At 68.7% G+C, this 15,966-nt stretch carries 18 protein-coding genes; 7 read left to right on the forward strand and 11 right to left on the reverse strand.

Features of this window, described 5'->3' with window-relative positions; genetic code table 11:
- Positions 1-3 precede the first annotated feature (3 nt).
- On the reverse strand, positions 4-1,131 hold the full coding sequence (locus tag IU476_RS32455) for a glycerate kinase (protein WP_195106129.1): 1,128 nt from the start codon (positions 1,129-1,131) through the stop codon (positions 4-6).
- A 146-nt stretch (positions 1,132-1,277) separates the two neighbouring features.
- On the opposite strand from IU476_RS32455, the gene IU476_RS32460 reads away from it, so the two are divergent.
- Both IU476_RS32460 and IU476_RS32465 read left to right on the forward strand, forming a co-directional pair.
- Positions 1,278-2,099, forward strand: coding sequence for a DUF3137 domain-containing protein (locus IU476_RS32460; protein ID WP_228824664.1), 822 nt, complete (start codon positions 1,278-1,280; stop codon positions 2,097-2,099).
- The gene (locus tag IU476_RS32465; protein ID WP_195106130.1) at positions 2,096-2,704 is read left to right on the forward strand and encodes a LemA family protein; all 609 of its coding nucleotides are present in this window, start codon (positions 2,096-2,098) and stop codon (positions 2,702-2,704) included. The genes IU476_RS32460 and IU476_RS32465 overlap by 4 nt, the downstream gene beginning before the upstream one ends.
- A gap of 23 nt (positions 2,705-2,727) precedes the next feature.
- On the opposite strand, the gene sigJ is transcribed toward IU476_RS32465, so the two are convergent.
- From sigJ to IU476_RS37185, 5 genes are all read right to left on the reverse strand, one after another.
- Positions 2,728-3,624: an RNA polymerase sigma factor SigJ gene (gene sigJ, locus IU476_RS32470; protein WP_195106131.1), complete on the reverse strand. Its 897-nt coding sequence runs from the start codon at positions 3,622-3,624 to the stop codon at positions 2,728-2,730.
- On the reverse strand, positions 3,621-4,799 hold the full coding sequence (locus IU476_RS32475; RefSeq protein ID WP_195106132.1) for an NAD(P)/FAD-dependent oxidoreductase: 1,179 nt from the start codon (positions 4,797-4,799) through the stop codon (positions 3,621-3,623). The genes sigJ and IU476_RS32475 overlap by 4 nt, the downstream gene beginning before the upstream one ends.
- 200 nt (positions 4,800-4,999) lie before the next feature.
- The gene (locus IU476_RS37265; protein ID WP_195106133.1) at positions 5,000-5,305 is read right to left on the reverse strand and encodes a ribbon-helix-helix protein, CopG family; all 306 of its coding nucleotides are present in this window, start codon (positions 5,303-5,305) and stop codon (positions 5,000-5,002) included.
- Positions 5,302-5,628, reverse strand: coding sequence for a hypothetical protein (locus IU476_RS32485; RefSeq protein WP_195106134.1), 327 nt, complete (start codon positions 5,626-5,628; stop codon positions 5,302-5,304). The genes IU476_RS37265 and IU476_RS32485 overlap by 4 nt, the downstream gene beginning before the upstream one ends.
- A 680-nt stretch (positions 5,629-6,308) precedes the next feature.
- The gene (locus IU476_RS37185) at positions 6,309-7,415 is read right to left on the reverse strand and encodes a DUF3558 family protein (RefSeq protein ID WP_195106135.1); all 1,107 of its coding nucleotides are present in this window, start codon (positions 7,413-7,415) and stop codon (positions 6,309-6,311) included.
- Between the two features lie 230 nt (positions 7,416-7,645).
- On the opposite strand from IU476_RS37185, the gene IU476_RS32495 reads away from it, so the two are divergent.
- Complete coding sequence (locus tag IU476_RS32495) at positions 7,646-8,131, forward strand: carboxymuconolactone decarboxylase family protein (RefSeq protein ID WP_195106136.1); 486 nt, start codon at positions 7,646-7,648, stop codon at positions 8,129-8,131.
- A gap of 138 nt (positions 8,132-8,269) precedes the next feature.
- Here IU476_RS32495 and IU476_RS32500 read toward each other — a convergent pair whose 3' ends face one another.
- Positions 8,270-9,811 carry an alpha/beta hydrolase gene (locus tag IU476_RS32500; RefSeq protein WP_195106137.1) on the reverse strand — a complete coding sequence of 514 codons (1,542 nt, stop codon included), beginning with the start codon at positions 9,809-9,811 and terminating at the stop codon, positions 8,270-8,272.
- Positions 9,812-9,968: 157 nt separating this feature from the next.
- Here IU476_RS32500 and IU476_RS32505 point away from each other — a divergent pair, with 157 nt between their 5' ends.
- A complete protein-coding gene (locus IU476_RS32505) occupies positions 9,969-10,280 on the forward strand; it encodes a GNAT family N-acetyltransferase (RefSeq protein WP_195106138.1) in 312 nt (103 codons plus the stop codon).
- A gap of 6 nt (positions 10,281-10,286) precedes the next feature.
- Here the strand turns inward: IU476_RS32505 and IU476_RS32510 are convergent, their stop codons facing one another.
- On the reverse strand, positions 10,287-11,048 hold the full coding sequence (locus IU476_RS32510) for a lysophospholipid acyltransferase family protein (RefSeq protein ID WP_195106139.1): 762 nt from the start codon (positions 11,046-11,048) through the stop codon (positions 10,287-10,289).
- Positions 11,049-11,186: 138 nt separating this feature from the next.
- Between IU476_RS32510 and IU476_RS32515 the strand changes: the two genes are divergently transcribed.
- From IU476_RS32515 to IU476_RS32525, 3 genes are all read left to right on the forward strand, one after another.
- A complete protein-coding gene (locus tag IU476_RS32515) occupies positions 11,187-11,801 on the forward strand; it encodes a YqgE/AlgH family protein (RefSeq protein WP_324194502.1) in 615 nt (204 codons plus the stop codon).
- A gap of 66 nt (positions 11,802-11,867) precedes the next feature.
- Entirely contained in the window at positions 11,868-12,458 is a 591-nt protein-coding gene (locus IU476_RS32520) for a sigma-70 family RNA polymerase sigma factor (RefSeq protein WP_195106141.1), read from the forward strand.
- Entirely contained in the window at positions 12,455-13,213 is a 759-nt protein-coding gene (locus IU476_RS32525) for an anti-sigma factor (protein WP_195106142.1), read from the forward strand. Before IU476_RS32520 ends, IU476_RS32525 begins: the two co-directional genes overlap by 4 nt.
- On the opposite strand, the gene IU476_RS32530 is transcribed toward IU476_RS32525, so the two are convergent.
- From IU476_RS32530 to IU476_RS32540, 3 genes are all read right to left on the reverse strand, one after another.
- The gene (locus IU476_RS32530) at positions 13,214-13,690 is read right to left on the reverse strand and encodes a DUF1772 domain-containing protein (protein WP_195106143.1); all 477 of its coding nucleotides are present in this window, start codon (positions 13,688-13,690) and stop codon (positions 13,214-13,216) included. It lies immediately after the preceding gene.
- 86 nt (positions 13,691-13,776) lie between these two features.
- A complete protein-coding gene (locus IU476_RS32535) occupies positions 13,777-14,928 on the reverse strand; it encodes an aminotransferase class I/II-fold pyridoxal phosphate-dependent enzyme (RefSeq protein ID WP_195106144.1) in 1,152 nt (383 codons plus the stop codon).
- Positions 14,928-15,959 carry a 3-oxoacyl-ACP synthase III family protein gene (locus IU476_RS32540; protein WP_195106145.1) on the reverse strand — a complete coding sequence of 344 codons (1,032 nt, stop codon included), beginning with the start codon at positions 15,957-15,959 and terminating at the stop codon, positions 14,928-14,930. Before IU476_RS32540 ends, IU476_RS32535 begins: the two co-directional genes overlap by 1 nt.
- Positions 15,960-15,966: the final 7 nt, after the last annotated feature.

Raw genomic sequence — 15,966 nt, forward strand, 5'->3', positions numbered from 1 at the left:
GGTTCAATCCCGCAGGTAGCGAGTGGCGATTTCGGCTCCGAGTTGTTCCAGCAGCGGTGCGGCGTGGGCGATGGAGCGGGCGGGATCGGGCTCGAGGGCGCTGAGGGCGTAGGCGGAATCGAAACCCGCTGAGCGAAGGTCGTTTTCGGGCAGCAGACAGCGCCCTGCGACGGCAACTACCGGGACCCCGGCCGCGCGGGCCGCCGTGCACACACCCATCGGGGCCTTGCCGCGCAGGGTCTGGTCGTCGAGCGCCCCCTCGCCGGTGACGACGAGATTGGCTCCGCGTAAAAGGTTTTCGAAGCCGATCAGTTCCAAGACGACCTCGATGCCGGGGCGCTCGGTGGCACCGAGCACGGCCATCGCAACGAACCCGGTCCCCCCGGCCGCCCCCGCCCCGGGACGGTCCGCGGCACCGGCGTCGATCAGCTTCGCCCAATTCGTCAGCGCCGCTTCGAGAGTCGCGCACTGCTCGGCGTCGGCCCCCTTCTGCGGCGCGAACACCGCCACCGCCCCGTGCGGCCCGAGCAGCGGGTTGTCGACATCACTGGCCAGCGTGAACGAGGTCTCGGCGAGGGCCCGGTGCAGCCCGAAACGATTCACCCGAATCGCACGCGCCAGCCCCGCGCCGCCCCGCGGCACGTCGTCACCCTGGGAGTCCAGAATCCGCATCCCCAGTGCCTGAAGCATTCCCGCGCCCCCGTCGCTGGACGCACTGCCGCCCACCCCGAGCACGATCTCGCGCACACCGCGATCGAGCGCGTGCTCGATCACCCGCCCCAGCCCGAAGGTGCTCGCGTGCAGTGGATCCGGTTGCCCGCCCGGCAGTTTCACCAGTCCGACCACCGCGGCCAACTCGATCACCGCGGTCTCTCCCCGCACCGCGTACACCGAGTCCCCGAGCACTCCCGTGGGCCCTTCGGCCCGCACCTCCACCCGCTCCCACCCAGCGGCGAGAAACGCGTCCACGGTCCCGTCCCCGCCGTCGGCCACCGGCACCCGCACCACCTCGACCCCGGGCGCCACCCGCCCGATTCCCGCGGCCAGCGCCCCGGCCACCTCGGGAGCCGCCAACGACCCCTTGAACTTGTCCGGCGCCAGCACCACCCGACGCCCAACCCCACTACTCATCCCGACATTCTGCGACGCGAACCCCTCCCCCCGCCGCACAACGCGAGCAACGGCGGTCCCGACCGTCAGCCGTTCGTAAGTACATCGCAAGGCGCGTGAAGATCATTGAGGCATCCGCGCCCGCGGGTGCGACACGAGGAGAAGCAATGAGCGGCATGGCCGATGACGAGAGTGCGAGGGGTCCGATCTGGGCGCTGCCTCGCTTTCTCAACACGTTGACGTTCCTGACGTTCTCGGTGCTGGTGGTCGTGCAGGGCATCTGGTGGCGCGATCACGGGGAGCCGTTCTCGTGGGTACTGCTGCCCGCCACGCCGCTGCTGGCCTTCCTGCCCTCGGGGCTGATCGTCAAGTCGTTCCGGAAGCGGTGGACCGCGCGGTGGGCCGAGCAACACGGATTCAGCTATCAACGTGCTGCCGGCTGGGCGGTACCGGCGTGGAATTTCCCGCCGTTCACGATCCGCCGGGCGCGCCGCATGCGGGTTCGCGATGCCATGCGAGGCACCGTCGGCGCCTACCCGGCGAGCTTCTTCCATCTCACCTGGCTCAACAACAACAGAATCAACGTGAGCACCCATTACCGGAACGTTTTCGTCCTGGAACTTCCCACGGCACTACCCCGGTTGACGATGGGCCCGAACTTCGACACCACCGCCGGCACCCAGGTGCGGTTCGAATCCGCCGAGTTCAACGACAAATTCGCGGTGTACTCGTCGAATCCGGCTTTCGCGCATGCGGTTTTCACCCCGCGCACCATCGACCGGCTGATCGACCTCGGCCGGCAGCGACCAGCGGTGTTGCTGACCAAGTTCGAGATCACCGGGAATTACTTGGTCGGCGTCACCACGCTCGGCAATCGTCCCCTGGAGATCACCTCGATTTTCGACGCGATGCGGGTGATCGCCGAGGGCATCCCGCGGTTCGTGTGGTCCGACAGCGCTACGACAGTTTCGGAAAGGAACGTGGCATGAACGGCACCGTCGGCATTCTCGTGGTCCTGGCGGCAACGCTGATGGTGGTCCTCTGGTACTTCGCGGCGTACAACGATTTCGTGCGGTTGCGGAACCTGGTGGCCGAATCGTGGCAACAGGTCGGAGTCGAACTGCAACGCCGACACGACCTGGTGCCGAATCTGATCGCGACAGTCGAGCAGGCCGCGGCCTTCGAACGTGGAACTTTGACAGCGGTAGTCGAGGCACGCGATCGCGCACGCGGCACTTCGACGTCGCCCTCCCCGCAACGCCCGGCCGCGGACGTCTCGGAGGTTGCGACCGCGGAAAACGCCCTCACCACGGCCTTGGCGGGCCTACAGGCACTCGCTGAGCAGTACCCGACCATGAGCACCGTGCGCAACTACCAACTCTTGCAAAGCGATTTGGCCGATATCGAAGACAGAATCGCCGCGGCGCGGCGCTTGTACAACGCCAATGTGCGGGCATTGAACACGAAGATCCAATCCGCCCCCGCCACCGTCATCGCTTCCCTCCACCACGTCTCGCCCGCCGAATACTTCGAGATCAGCGTCCCCGACGCAGGAAAGGCGCCCGACACCCGCCAACTGTTCGGCACCTCTTGAACACCGACCTCGATCCCCGACCCTCAGCGGCTGATCCGACGCGGGACCGTCACCGCGGCGAGTTTGTCGGGGTTGCGGACGGCGTAGAGGTTGGTGATCTTCCCGCCGAGAATTTCGATCAGGAAGACGCCTTCGAGGAGGTCGCCGCGATAGGCGACGAGCGCGGGCGTGTTGTTGCAGTTGACCGTTTCGATCCGCAGGTCCGAGGTCGGCCGCCTGGTGTGGAAGAGGCTGACAATGATCGCGGCCACTTTCTCCGCACCCACGATCGGCCGACGCGCCGCGGTCGCCTTGCCGCCGCTGTCGGCGGTCCAGGTGACCTCGGGAGCGAGGAGTGACAGCAGCCCGGTGGTGTCGCCGGTGGTCGCCGCCGTCATGAACTGTGCGGTGAGGTGCGCGATTTCCGCCGAATCGGCGGGGTCGAAGCGTTTTCGGCGCGCGTGCACGTGGGAGCGCGCGCGGTGGGCCACCTGGCGCACCGTCATCACGGATTTGCCCACCGCCGCGGCGATTTCGTCGTAGTCGAAGTCGAACACGTCGCGCAGCACGAACACCGCGCGCTCGCTCGGAGTGAGGGTTTCCAGCAGCACGAGCATCGCCATCGACACCGAGTCGGCGAGCACCATGTCCGCCGCCGCGTCGTGTTCGTCGACCAGCAGCGGCTCGGGCAGCCACGGGCCGATGTAGTCCTCGCGGCGGCGCGTGCCCGCGCGGATCGTGTTGAGCGCTTGACGGGTCACCAGCCGGGCCAGATAGGACTTGGTGTCGCGCACGCTCGTCAGGTCCACCTCGGCCCAGCGCAGGTAGCTGTCTTGCAGGACATCGTCGGATTCCGTTGCCGAGCCGAGGATTTCGTATGCGATCGTGAACAGCAGCGGTCGCAGCGCGGTGAAGCGCTCGGCGTGTTCGTGGGTCGTCATGCCGACCTCAGCGGCGCGGCGGCCGACGGTTCGGGGCGCGGGCCGCCCTTCAGCCAGGTCAACCTACCCGGTTCACGGGCTTCCCGGCGGATCTTGGTCACCCCGAGATTGCAGGTCATCTCCTTGATCTTCGCACCCGCGCGGCCGCCGATGTAGAGGTTGATCGCGATGTCGTCCTTGCGCGCGAGCTGTCGGATGCCCGCGCGGCGGCCGAGGCTGACGCAGGTTCCCAACAGGGCCAGGTCGATCGGCGCGGGTTCGGTGCCGGCGATGTGGCTCAGTACGGTGTCGGCGGCCTGTGCCCCGAGCGGCCCCGCGCCCTGCCCGCTCATTCGCGGCGGGCGACCGGAGGGTGCGGCGGCGTCGCCGGTTGCCACGATTCGCTCGTCGTCGATGCTCGTCAGTGTTTCGTCGGTGAGCAATCGACCGAGTTCGTCGGTGCGCAGTCCGCTGTCGATCGCCAGCCGGGGTACGCCGAATCCGGTCGTCCAGATGGTGAGTGCGCTGGGACGCACCCCGCCGTCGGCGAAAACGACTGCCTCCGAATGAACCTCGGTCACCGCGTTGCCCTCGAGCACGGTGACGTTGTGTCGCGACATCCACTTCGCGACGTACCGGCGGCCCGGCGCACTCAACGACGGCATCAGACCTCCGCCGCACACCAGTGTGATCGCGCGTCCTTGCTCGGCCAGTTCCGCGGCGGTCTCGATCCCGGTCGGCCCACCGCCGACCACGGTGACCGGCGCCTCGCGCGGCAACTCCGCCAGCCTGGCGCGCAGCCGCTGCGCGGACTCGAATTCGGCCAGCGGAAAGGCGAACTCGGCCGCACCGGGCACCGCCGGTTTCGCCGCGGTACTGCCCACCGCATAGACGACATAGTCGTAGTGCAGCGTGCGGCCCGACGCCAGCCGCACCGTGCGCGCGGCGACATCGATACGCGTAGCACTGTCGACCACCAACTCGATGCCCGCACCGAGCAGCGTGCCGTAATCGGCCGTCGCCTCACCGGTACCCGCCACCAACTGATGCAACCGAACACGATCAACAAACTCCGCCCGAGGATTAACCAGCGTGATATCGACATCCCCACGCCCCCGCAACCGATTGGCCGCAACAGTCCCGGCATACCCGCCACCAACAACAACGACCTTGTGATGTGCCTTGTCTTCGCTCATGCCCTCGAGACACCGCAGCCCCTCCGAACATGACACAACAAAATGTGATGTGCGCCATACCTACACGAAGAATCGGCGATCTGCGCCCGGACCGCCACTCAGCTCCAGCTACGTGCGGTGGGATCCCAAGTTCCGCCGACAACAGTTCCGTCCAGCAGCGGATTCACGCAGCTGCCGAGGTGCTCGAGTGCGGCTTGCCCTCAGACAGCGTGGCGGTCCAAGTACTCCGAGACAGCCCGGCGAATGACCTCACTTTGTGATGCGGCCTCACGCTCAGCTTGAACTGCCAGACGTTCGCGCAAGCTATCCGGTAGACGTACCGAATGGCCAGGTGTTTTACCTCGTCGGAGACCGGCTGGCCGCCCCTTGCGCAGGACAGTCATGCCGACTTCCACAGGCCCGACGACCTCCGTGTCCCGGACAGGGTTTTCGGCATAGTCATCGGACATACGCTCGTAGTCGGCGGCGGTCAGGCGCTTCGACGATGTGTCCCTTTTTTTGCTCATAGGTCATCTCTCCTCTCCGGTCGTTGCCGGGCAGTGTCACCAAGGTCGAGAGCGTCTATTACAAGCTCCAACCCCAGGTTGTGGATCGTTGAGGGCCGCAACATCATGGCGTGGAACGCCACCCACTCGTCTGAACCGGCCAGGTCGGCAATGACTTCGAGCAGTGGTTCATTTTCGTCGTAACGTCCGATGAAGAGGTAGGGATCTGCACCATCCCGACGTGGCGCGATCCGGATGCGAAGCACCGGGTACGACAGGACGACACGGATCTCTTCCTCCACGACGCTGTGCCGTTTGGCGCACTCCAAGATGGTGATCCGCACAGAAAAAGTGTATTACACTTTTTGTTGTACGTCGATACCTTCGACCTGCAGATTCTTCGATTGACACTTCTGTGGGGCTCAGAAAAATATTCGGTAACGACCGTGACTGTCCGTAAGACCGTCAGCTTGTCGGACAGCGGGTTCAGGCTCCCCGCGCGGGCTATAGGTGGGGTGGCGCGCGCGGGAATCGCCACGTGATCGGTGATTCCCAGGTTCGGCTGCGGGCGCTTCTACGCTGGTCCGGTTGATCGGTTGTGCCATTTCTCAGTGAGAGAGGGTCACCATGATTCAGCGCGCCATTACCATCGGGTTCGCCGCGGTGGCGGTTGTAGGAGCTGTGCTGTCTGTTCCGGTCTGGACGGATGTCGATCTGCCGGCGACGGAGGAAGGGGTCCGGCTGTCCGCGCAGCCAATGCCTCCGCATCCGTATCCTCCGCATCCGGAGTCCCCGGAACAGAGTCGCCAGGGCCCGCCAGATCACAGTTCGACGCAAGCTCCGTCCCGCCCGCATCCGAGGTCCCGGCCGCATCCGAAACCCTATGCGAATGAAGACCCGGGAGAGTGGGCCCAGCCGGGTTGATGGATCGCGGACGCCGAACATGCCGGATCCCCGAATCCGGCTGGACTATCACCGTCGGCTCTGAGCTGTGCCGGACCTGGCCTACTTCACCAGGTCCGGATCAGCGGCTGGGCGGGAAGTGCTGGGTCAGAGGGACTGCCAGGCGGGTGAGTTCTGAGCACAGGGTGTCTCGGTCACCCGGGGTGTTGGTGGATGCCTCTACCTGGACCACGCCGGTTGGGATGCCGTCCTTGGTGCTCTGGGGGATGTCGAAGAGGAGGGTGCATCGGGGGTCGTTGGGCATGTCGCTGGTGACGGTGAGGGCGCGGCGGGGGCCTATCGTGAGCGGGCGGGGTTGGGTGAAGACTTCGTAGGCCCAGTCTGTGAAGCGGCTGTCTCGGGTGAAGACGGCAACTTCGTGGGAGGGGCTGGTCCACCGGCATTGTTTTTGTGTCGGGCTCGGGGTGTCCGATTTCTTGGACTGTGGGTTCAGGCCTGCTGCGTTGAGGTCGGCGTCGGGGATGGTGCATGGGTCCCAGACCGGTTGGGGCGCAAGTGTTGTGGTGGTGGAGGGAGGCGCGGGGGTGGTGGGGGTCTCGGGTTGCAGCGTCTTGCGTGGGAGGCTGGCCGGGAGATTCTGGGCCAGTGCTTTCGCGATGGATTCGGCGCCGGCGGCGAGGTCGATGCGCAATGCCGGGGAATCGCCCGTGGGTGGCGTGCCGCTCGCTCCGGACCAGTTGGAGCCTTGGGTTTCGACATTGATCGCGAGGTTCCCGAGTTTGGTCCGCATCGTCACCGAAATCTTGTTTCCCGCCGCGCGAGTCGAGATATCGGCCTGGTCGCCGATACCGGGTACCGGCGTCGCGGCTTGGTCGGTCGAGGCGGGTGCGGTGGTGGAGGTCGTGGTCGGCGCGAGCATGGTCGGGGTCGTCCACAGCAGGAGTTGGATCGTCGCCGTGCGCGAAAGTGGCTGGGGCGTAGTGACTTCGTCGAGGCGCGGAATCGGATCCTCGTAGGTGGCCGTGCAGGTGAGCCCCTGCGCGAGGCCGGTGTCGGTCTCGGACTTGGTGACGAGTTGCGCACCGGCCGTCGGCAGCGCACCCGCGAATCGGTGCAGCGTTTCGCCCGCCGCCGTGCCGACCTCGGCACACGAGGCAGGTAGCGCGGAGTATCCGGTCGCGTACTGCGGCTCGTCCGAACCGCCACACGCGCAACATCCGGCGACCACGGCCCCGACTACCGCAATGCCTCGCCACGATCCCGCCCCGAACAATTTCCCGAACATGTTGCGCCGCCTCGACATCGATCATCACCGCAGGCGTGTCACCCCCGCCCCGGCGCAGGGTATCAACCCCGACCGGCGATCCGAAACCGATTTCGGACGGCGGTGTCACACCGAGCGGGTGGGCGGCATCTTATGCCCGTCAAAGACATTCACGCGACAGCAAGGACGAAGTCATGGAACCCCGTTTCACCCTCACCGACAATGCGCTGGGCGCCAAGTTCGCGAAGCGGTTCGGCAACGCCAGCATGGTGGTGCTCCAGTCGACGCTGCCCAAGGCCACTCAGGATCTGATGATGTTGCGGGTCAGCCAGATCAACGGGTGTGCCTGGTGCACCGATGTGCACAGCAAGGACCTGGCGCATTCCGGGGAGCCCGCGGTGCGGATCAATCTGCTCGCCGCGTGGCGGGAGGCCACGGTGTACTCCGAGGCCGAGCGGGCCGCGCTGGCGCTGGCCGAGGAAGGCACCCGGATCGCCGACGCCGCGACGGGCGTGTCCGACGAGACCTGGGCGCGGGTGCGCGAGCACTACGACGACGATCAGATCGCCGCCCTCGTCGCGCTGGTCGCGCAGATCAACGCGGCCAACCGGCTCGGCGTGATCGTGCGCCAGCAGGGCGGCTCGTACGAGCCCGGCTTGTACGCCGAGATCGGTGCATGAGCGGCGCACAGTTCACCGGCACGTTCGCCGAGATCAGCGCATGACCGGCGCTCAGTTCACCGGCACGCTCGCCGAGATCAGCGCATGACCGGCGCGCAGTCATCGGCAGGTTAGCCGAGACCACCGGATGAGCGGCGCTCAGTTCATCGGGGCCTGGTCGGCGTGGTCGATGGTGACCGCGCCGGTGCGCAGGTAGGTGAGCACGGCCTGGTCGACGGCGGTGTTGCCGCGGCCGAAGGTGCCGTGGTCGCCGCCCTCGACGGTGATCAGCGAGCCGCGCAGGGCGGCCGCCATGGCGGGCCCGCCGTCGTATTCGGTGACCGCGTCGTGGCGGCTCTGCAACACCAGCGGCGGCGTGGCCAGACCGCGGTCGGCGATGGTGATCGGCGTGGTCACCGGGTCCCAGTCGGCGCAGGCCACGCCGGAGCGGACCAGGTCGGCGCGGGCGTCGAGGGCATTGCCGCCGGAGGCGACGGTGGCGGCCGCCGACCCGAGCAGTTCCGGCCGGGCGGGCACCGCGTTCTCGTTGCAGGTGATGGCGGAGAAGACGTTCCGGCCCGTCGGGTTGATCTCCGCCACGCCCTCGATGGCACGCAGCTGCCGGGTGTCGGCGGGATCGGCGTTCGCGTCGGCCATGGCGCGGGCGAAGGTCGGCCAGAACGAGCGGGTGTAGGTGGCGACTGCCGTGGCCGCCAGCAGCGGCACCTGAGCCGACATGCCGCCGGAGGCCAGCGTGCGGACCAGGTTCTGCAACTGCCCGATCTGATCGCGGCCGCCGTTGAAACCGTCGCGCGCGAGTTGCGCGAGGGGCTCGGGCAATTCGCCCGGCAGGTCGGCGGTGGACGCGGGCGGCGGGGTCAGGTTCGCGTACCAGCCGCCGCCCTGCGCGACCACCAGCCGCACCCAGTTCTCGTAGACCCGCAGCGGCGTCGCGCCCAGGTGGTATTCGCCGTCGTGCGCGGCGATCCAGGCGAACAGGTCGTCGAGCCGCTGCTTGCCCGCCAGCTGCTGCTGCGCGAACTGCTCGTTCCACACCCAGTCCGGATGCACGCTGGAGTCGAGCACCAGCCGCGAAACCCGTTGCGGGAACAGCGAAGCGTAGACCGCACCCAGGTAGGTGCCGTAGGACGTGCCGAAGAAGTCGATGCGGTCCAGCCCCAGCGCGGCGCGCACGGCGTCCATGTCGCGCGCGGTGTTCTCGGTGGTGACGGTCTCGACGTAGCCGGGTTGCGCTGTGTCGCAAGCGGTTTTGGTGGCGCCGCGGTCCTGGCGACCGGCCGGGCCGCAGTCCAGCGGGGTGGCCCAGCGCAATCCGCGCGGCTGCACCGCGATTCGGTCGTAATGCTCGCTCAGCTCGGCCGGCAGCTCCGGCGAGCGGCGGGCCCAGTAGTCCAGAGCGTCCGCGCCGGGACCGCCGGGGTTGGTGAAGATCGTGCCGAGGCGCTCACCCGTGGCGCGAATCCTGCTGACGGTCAACTCGATTCGCGGGCCGTCGGGGGTGGCGTAATCACGCGGGACCGAGATCACCGCGCAGTCCGCCCCGCGATCGGGTGTCACCGCGCCGTCCGGGCAGGCGCCGAACGCCGGCCGGTCGTCGGCCGCGGCGACGCCGGTCGGCTGCACCGCCAGGAACGCGGCGCACAACCACGCCAGCGCACGTGCTGTCCGTCGTGTCGTCATCCGCGCACTCTCCCCGGTCCGGCCGGCCGCACTCGCATCCGATGCCAGCATTCTCTGCGGCCGGGCCGCCGGTCACAACTCGACACTCGGCCGCGCGGGAAAGCCGATAACCGTCACATTCGGCCCTATCGCGTCCGCAACACAGTAGCGTCGAGCCATGTCGACCGATGTGCGCAACAACACGCAGCTCGATCGTTTCGAGATCTACGTCGACGGCGGACTCGCCGGCATCGCGGAATACCAGGACACCGCCAGCGAGCGGGCCCTCGTCCACACCGAGGTCTACCCCCGCTACGAGGGTCAGGGCTACGGGCGCGTCCTCGTGCAGGCGGCGCTGGACGCCAGCCGCGACGAGGGTTACGGCATCCTGCCGCTGTGCCCGATGGTGCACCACTTCGTCGAGTCGCGGCCGGAGTACGTCGCGCTCGTGCCGCAGTGGGCGCGTGAGCGTTTCGACCTGCCGCGCTGAGCGGTATCAGTAGGCCGCGACCGCCCCGTCGAGAGCCAGTTGCAGTTCGTCGCGCACCAGCCGGGCGATCTCGGCGGGCCGCGCGGGCAACTCGGGCACCGGCACCCCGAAGTGGAAGCTGGCCGACTTCACCTCTTCGGCGTCGGGCTCCACGCTCGGATCCGGCCGCGGACCGTAACTGAGCCCGAGGCTGACCAGCGCGGGCCGGGCGCCGAGCTTCATCGCCCGGAACGCGATGTGCCCGATGCCGCTGCCGACCGCCTGCACCCGGGTCGGGTCGACGTCGTTGCAGGTGCCCTCGGGAAAGACCGCGACGCTGTCGCCGCGCGCCATCCGCTCGGCGCAGATGTCGATCATGCGCTGCCCCGCGGCGTTCACCGCGCGGATGCCGTGGTCCTTGCCGCGGAACACCGGTATGCCGCCCATCATCTCGACCTTGCGGCGCTGCTCGGGGTCGACGAACAGTTCGTCCTTCGCCAGCACCCGTGCCCGCCCGATCACCGGACGCAAGCCGCTGCGCCAGGCCGCCGCCGCGACCGTGTAGGGATCCTGCTGCGACAGGTGGTTGATGGCGATCAGCAGCGGCCGCCGCTGGGAGATCAACTCGCGCAACTTCTCCCGCGCCCCCGCCGCGTACCCGATCCGCGGCCGGAACCGCCGCGCCAGCACCGCGTACGCCGCCAGCGCCTGCACCCGCTTCTGCCGGTGCTCCTGATAGAAGTCGTAGACGGCATCGCTATTGTCCAGAACCACCTCGGGGCGCAGCATGCCGAAACCCTAGCGACACGACCTCACCCCGACAATCCTGTGATCTGCCTTACATCGATGCCCGCCAGGAGGGCGGCGGCGCAAACCCGCGCGCCCGAAGGCGGCGCAATTACCCAGCCACGGTGCGATGATGGCGTGGTGGCACGCGCAGAGGAACACGGCGACCGCTCCAGACGGGAATCCCGCTCCGAGGAACAGGTGGTGCGGCCCGGCACGCTGCTGGTCTCCGCCACCGATCTGACCGAGCCGTCGTTCCGGCGCACCGTGGTGTACATCGTGGAACACAACGACGCGGGCAGCCTCGGCGTCATCATCAATCGCCCCAGCGAGACGGCGGTGCGGGACGTGCTGCCGCGCTGGGCCGACCTCGCGGCCTCGCCGGGGTCGCTGTATCTGGGCGGGCCGGTGAAGCGCGACGCCGCGCTGTGCCTGGCCACCGTCAAGGTCGGCACGGGCATCGATCGCTCGGCGGGCCTGCGCCGGGTGGACGGCCGGGTCGCGTTGCTGGATCTGGACTCCGATCCCGACGTGATCGGCCCGATGGTGGAGGGCATCCGCATCTTCGCCGGCTACGCGGGCTGGACGTTCGGGCAATTGGAGGGCGAGCTGGAGCGCGGCGACTGGATCGTGCTGTCCGCCCTGCCCACCGACCCCATCGCGCGCCGCACCGATCTGTGGGCGCAGGTGCTGCGCCGGCAACCGCTGCCGCTGTCGCTACTCGCTACGCATCCCATCGAACTCGAGCGCAACTGAGAACGTATCCACCTAGTGTGGGCACAACATCCGGATCACTGATCCGACAATCGACCCGGTGAGCAGATGGCTCGCTCATCCCGCTACCCGAGTGACGGAGCCGATACCCAGCCGTCGCGCAGCAGCGTCCCGGCCCTGCCGGTGGACGACGGCGACCCGGCACAGGCGGAGTTGCTGCGGGTCCTGTACGACGAGCACGCGGCCGCGTTGTGGCGCTACACCTACAGCCTGGTGGGGGATTCGGGCCGAGCCGAGGACATCGTGCAGGAGACGCTGCTGCGCGCGTGGCAGCGCCCGCACGTGCTCGACCAGTCGACGGCGTCGGCGCGGGCGTGGCTGTTCACCGTCGCCCGCAACATGGCGGTGGACGAGTACCGCAGCGCGCGGCACCGGCGCGAGTACCGCACCGACAAGCCGCCCGAGCAGGCCACGCCGGACCAGGCGGATCGTGCCTTGGACGGGTGGCTGATCGCGGATGCGCTCGCCCGGCTCAGCATCGATCACCGGGAGGTGATCGTGCGCGCGTATTACCGTGGCCTGTCGACGCATCAGATCGCGACCGAGTTGGCCATTCCCGAGGGCACCGTGAAGTCCCGGATGCATTACGGCATGCGGGCGCTGCGGTCGGCACTGACGGAGATGGGGGTGACGAAGTGACGGAGACCGCGCACGCGGCGGAGTCCGGCGAGGGCGACGACTACGCGACGTGGGACGGCCCGTATGTACTCGGCGCCCTCGGCCGGGCCGAACGACTCGAATACGAGTTACACCTGACCCGGTGCGCCCGGTGCCGGGCGGCGGTGGCCGAATTGGCGGGCCTGCCGGGGCTGCTCGGGCAGGTCGACACCGGGGTGGCGATGTCGCTGGTCGATCCGGTCCCCGAGCAGGCCGCGCCCGGCCCGCGCGCCGACGCCGATTCTTCGATCGAGCCGCCGGTGTCGCTGGCGCGCCTGGCCGAGCGGACCCGCCGGCAGCGGCGGCGCGGGCGACTACTCGCGGTGACGGGGGCGGTGGCCGCGGCCGCCGCGGCGGTGGCGATCGCGATCCCGGTGACCGCCTCGCTGAGCGCGCGCACCGAGGCGCCGACCACCGCGGAGGTGGTGGCCGAACGCAGCATGGACGCGGTGGTGCCGTCGCCGATCACGGCCAGTTTCCGGCTGGTCGCGGTGCCGGAGGGCACCCGGGTGGAGATGTCGTGCAGTTACGCGCCGTCGAATACGCAGTACACCTGGCAGGGGTCGATGTGGGTGGTGCACGCCGACGGCACCCAGTCGATGATCGCGCAGTGGACGGCCCGGCCCGGCGACACGGTGACGCCCGACGGCACCACCGCGGTGCCGCCGGGCCAGGTCCGTTCGGTCGAAATCCGTTCCGCCGCAACCAATCAGGTCATGCTCAGCAGCACGCTGTGATCACAACAGGGCCAGCGCCGCGCACAGCGCCGCGACCGCGAGCACCTGCAGGCCGACCCGCGACGCCAGGATGCTCTCCCACTTCTGTTGCAGCGCACGGGCATCGGCGGGTGTGGTGCCCGCCTGCGCGGCCGCCTTCTGCGCGTTGTTGACCGGCTTGGCGACCCGGGCGTAGAGACCCAGCCACGTCACCAGCGCCACCAGGGCGACGCCGCCCGCGCCCGCCGCCGCGCCCGCGCCCGCGAGCGCGGCGACGAGGATCGTGAGCGCCGTCGCGACCACCCCGCTCACGCCCGCGAAGGGCATCCGCTTGTCGGCGTAGTAGTGGCCCCACCCGGCGAACTTCGTCAGCTCCGCGTCGCTCAGGTGCCGGTTGACCGATCGGGTGACGAGGGCCGCGCACACGTCGGTGCCGTAGACGATGCCGTTGCCGAGCACGGCGATAACGGCCAGGACCTGGGCGATCGTGGTGAGCATCTGCTTCTCCTACTCCAAAATCTAGCAACGCTAGGTGATGGAGTGAGCATAGCGAGGCAGAGCTAGCTTGTCTAGCAGTGCTAGTTCTAGTGCCGCTCTCCGTCCGGCTCGGAGCGCATGGTCAGCGCGCACAGGTCGCTGTCGTCGTACGGGAACCGGCGCCGCTGCTCGCCGAGCGGCACGGGATCGCCGAGGGCGTGCCGGACCGCGGCGTCCGCGACCCGGTCCCCGACGGCGATGCGCGCGCTGCCGTCCGGATAGGTCTTGGCGGCGATGCCCGCGCGGGCCAGGCGGGCGGCGACGTCGCCGCCCGGCAGGTAGAGGAAGTTGGCGCGACTGCGCGGCACCCGAATACCACTGCGGCGCAGCGATGTTCGCAGCAGCTCGCGTTCGGTGGTGATGCGCAGCACCCGCTCGCCCAGTTCCGTCTGGGCGGCGTAGGAGGCCGCCACCGCCACCACCGCCGATTCCGCGACACCGAACGGCAGCTGGAGCGCGCGCACCCGGCGCACCAGATCGGGATGGCCGAACGCGTAGCCGATGCGCATCCCGGCCAGGCCGTAGGCCTTGGAGAAAGTGCGCAGCACCAGCACGTTCGGGTAGCGCGACACCAGCTCGACCGCGTCGAGAGTGTCTGTGACGCCGAGGAATTCGACGTAGGCCTCGTCGAGGATCACCGGCACGTCGCGCGGAATGCCGAACAGGAACGCCTTGAGCTCGCTGGCGGGCGTCACCGTGCCGGTCGGGTTGTGCGGACGGCACACCGCGACCAGTCCGGTGCGTTCGCCGACCGCCCGGGCCAGCCCGACGAGGTCCTGGCGCCCGCGCGAATCCAGGGGCACCGCAACGGTTTCCAGGCCGACCATGCCCGCGAGGATCGGATAGCCGTCGAAAGTCGGTGCGGCGAACACCATCTCGCGGCCGCGGGTGGTCAGCGCCTGCATGATCTGCAAGGCCACCCCCGTCGCCCCGGACCCGACCACCACCTGGTCGGTGCGCACGCCCACGTGCTCGGCGATGATCCGGGGCAGCCGGTGCGGCAGGAACTCCGGATAGCGGTTCGCGCGCGCCAGCGTGTGCTGCACGGCGTCGAGCACCGAAGGAAGTGGCGGAAAAGGGTTTTCGCTCAGGGTCAGGTCGAAGCGGACCGTTTCCGGCGTGTGCCACGGCGCGGCGCGGCGGGCCGGCAGCGTCGAGGGGGCGTTGCGCCACAGGGACGTCGACCGGCTGCCGGTCATCACGCGGCTCCCCAGCGCACCGCGGCCGCGGCGGCGAAGTCCCCGGCGTGCGCGAACGCGGACAGCAGCACGACCGAACCGTTGCGCAGCCGACCGGCCCGGTTCTCGATGTCGAGGGTGACGGGGATGCCCGCGGCGAACAGGTTGCCGCAGCGGTCGAAGGTATCGGGGTGGCGCTCGGCGGGCAGTTCGAGCGCGTCGTGCCAGTTGCGCAGGAACAGCCGGTTGGGCTGGTTGGTGACAAAGGTGTCGATGTCGCGGCCCTTCACGCCGATCCGCTCGCACACCGCGAGCGCGACCTCGGGCACCAGCCGGTTGCCGCGCGCGAACACCTTGGTGATCTTCGATTCGCTGAAACTGACGCAGCCCTGGCCCTCGCCCGGTTCCCAGTACTTGCGCTCGGAACCGGTGGTGAAGTCCATGTCGCCCGCGAACTCGGGATAGGTGCGGGACTCGATGTCGAGGATGGGCGCCTGGTCGTTCTTCAGCAGCAGGCCCACGCCGCAGCCGTCACCCGGGACCGGGGCCTGGGCGAGGCCGCGGATCTCCGTTTGGGTGAACACCGGCCCGGCGGTGTTCTGCACCACCGCGATCAGCGCGCTGCGGGCGGTGGTGGTCCGCAGAATCATCTGCGCCAGCGACATCATGTGGACGAACGCCGCGCAGCCGCCGTTGTGCACGTCGAACACCCAGCCGGGGCGCATGCCGAGCCGCCGGGCCACCTCCGGGCCCGCGCCCAGCACCGGATTGGTCGGCAGCTGGGTGTGGGTCAGCAGCACGTCGATGTCCGAGATCGCCTGTGCCCCATGACGTTCGATCAGCGGTGCCACCGCCTGCTCCACCATGTCGACCGCGGTCTCGTCCCGGTCGACGTGGTGGCGGCCCTTGGGCGCGCGGAACATCACGTTCTTCGCCATCCGCTCGGACCGAGAGAACTGCGTGAAGTACTCGGTGCCGACCGGTTCGCCCGGCAGGTAGGAGGCCACGTCGACGAGGCTGACGGGCGGGAGCGTCGGTTCGGTGAATTCCATCGGCGTG

The sequence above is a fragment of the Nocardia blacklockiae genome (assembly GCF_015477355.1).
In the GTDB taxonomy this organism is placed as follows: domain Bacteria; phylum Actinomycetota; class Actinomycetes; order Mycobacteriales; family Mycobacteriaceae; genus Nocardia; species Nocardia blacklockiae.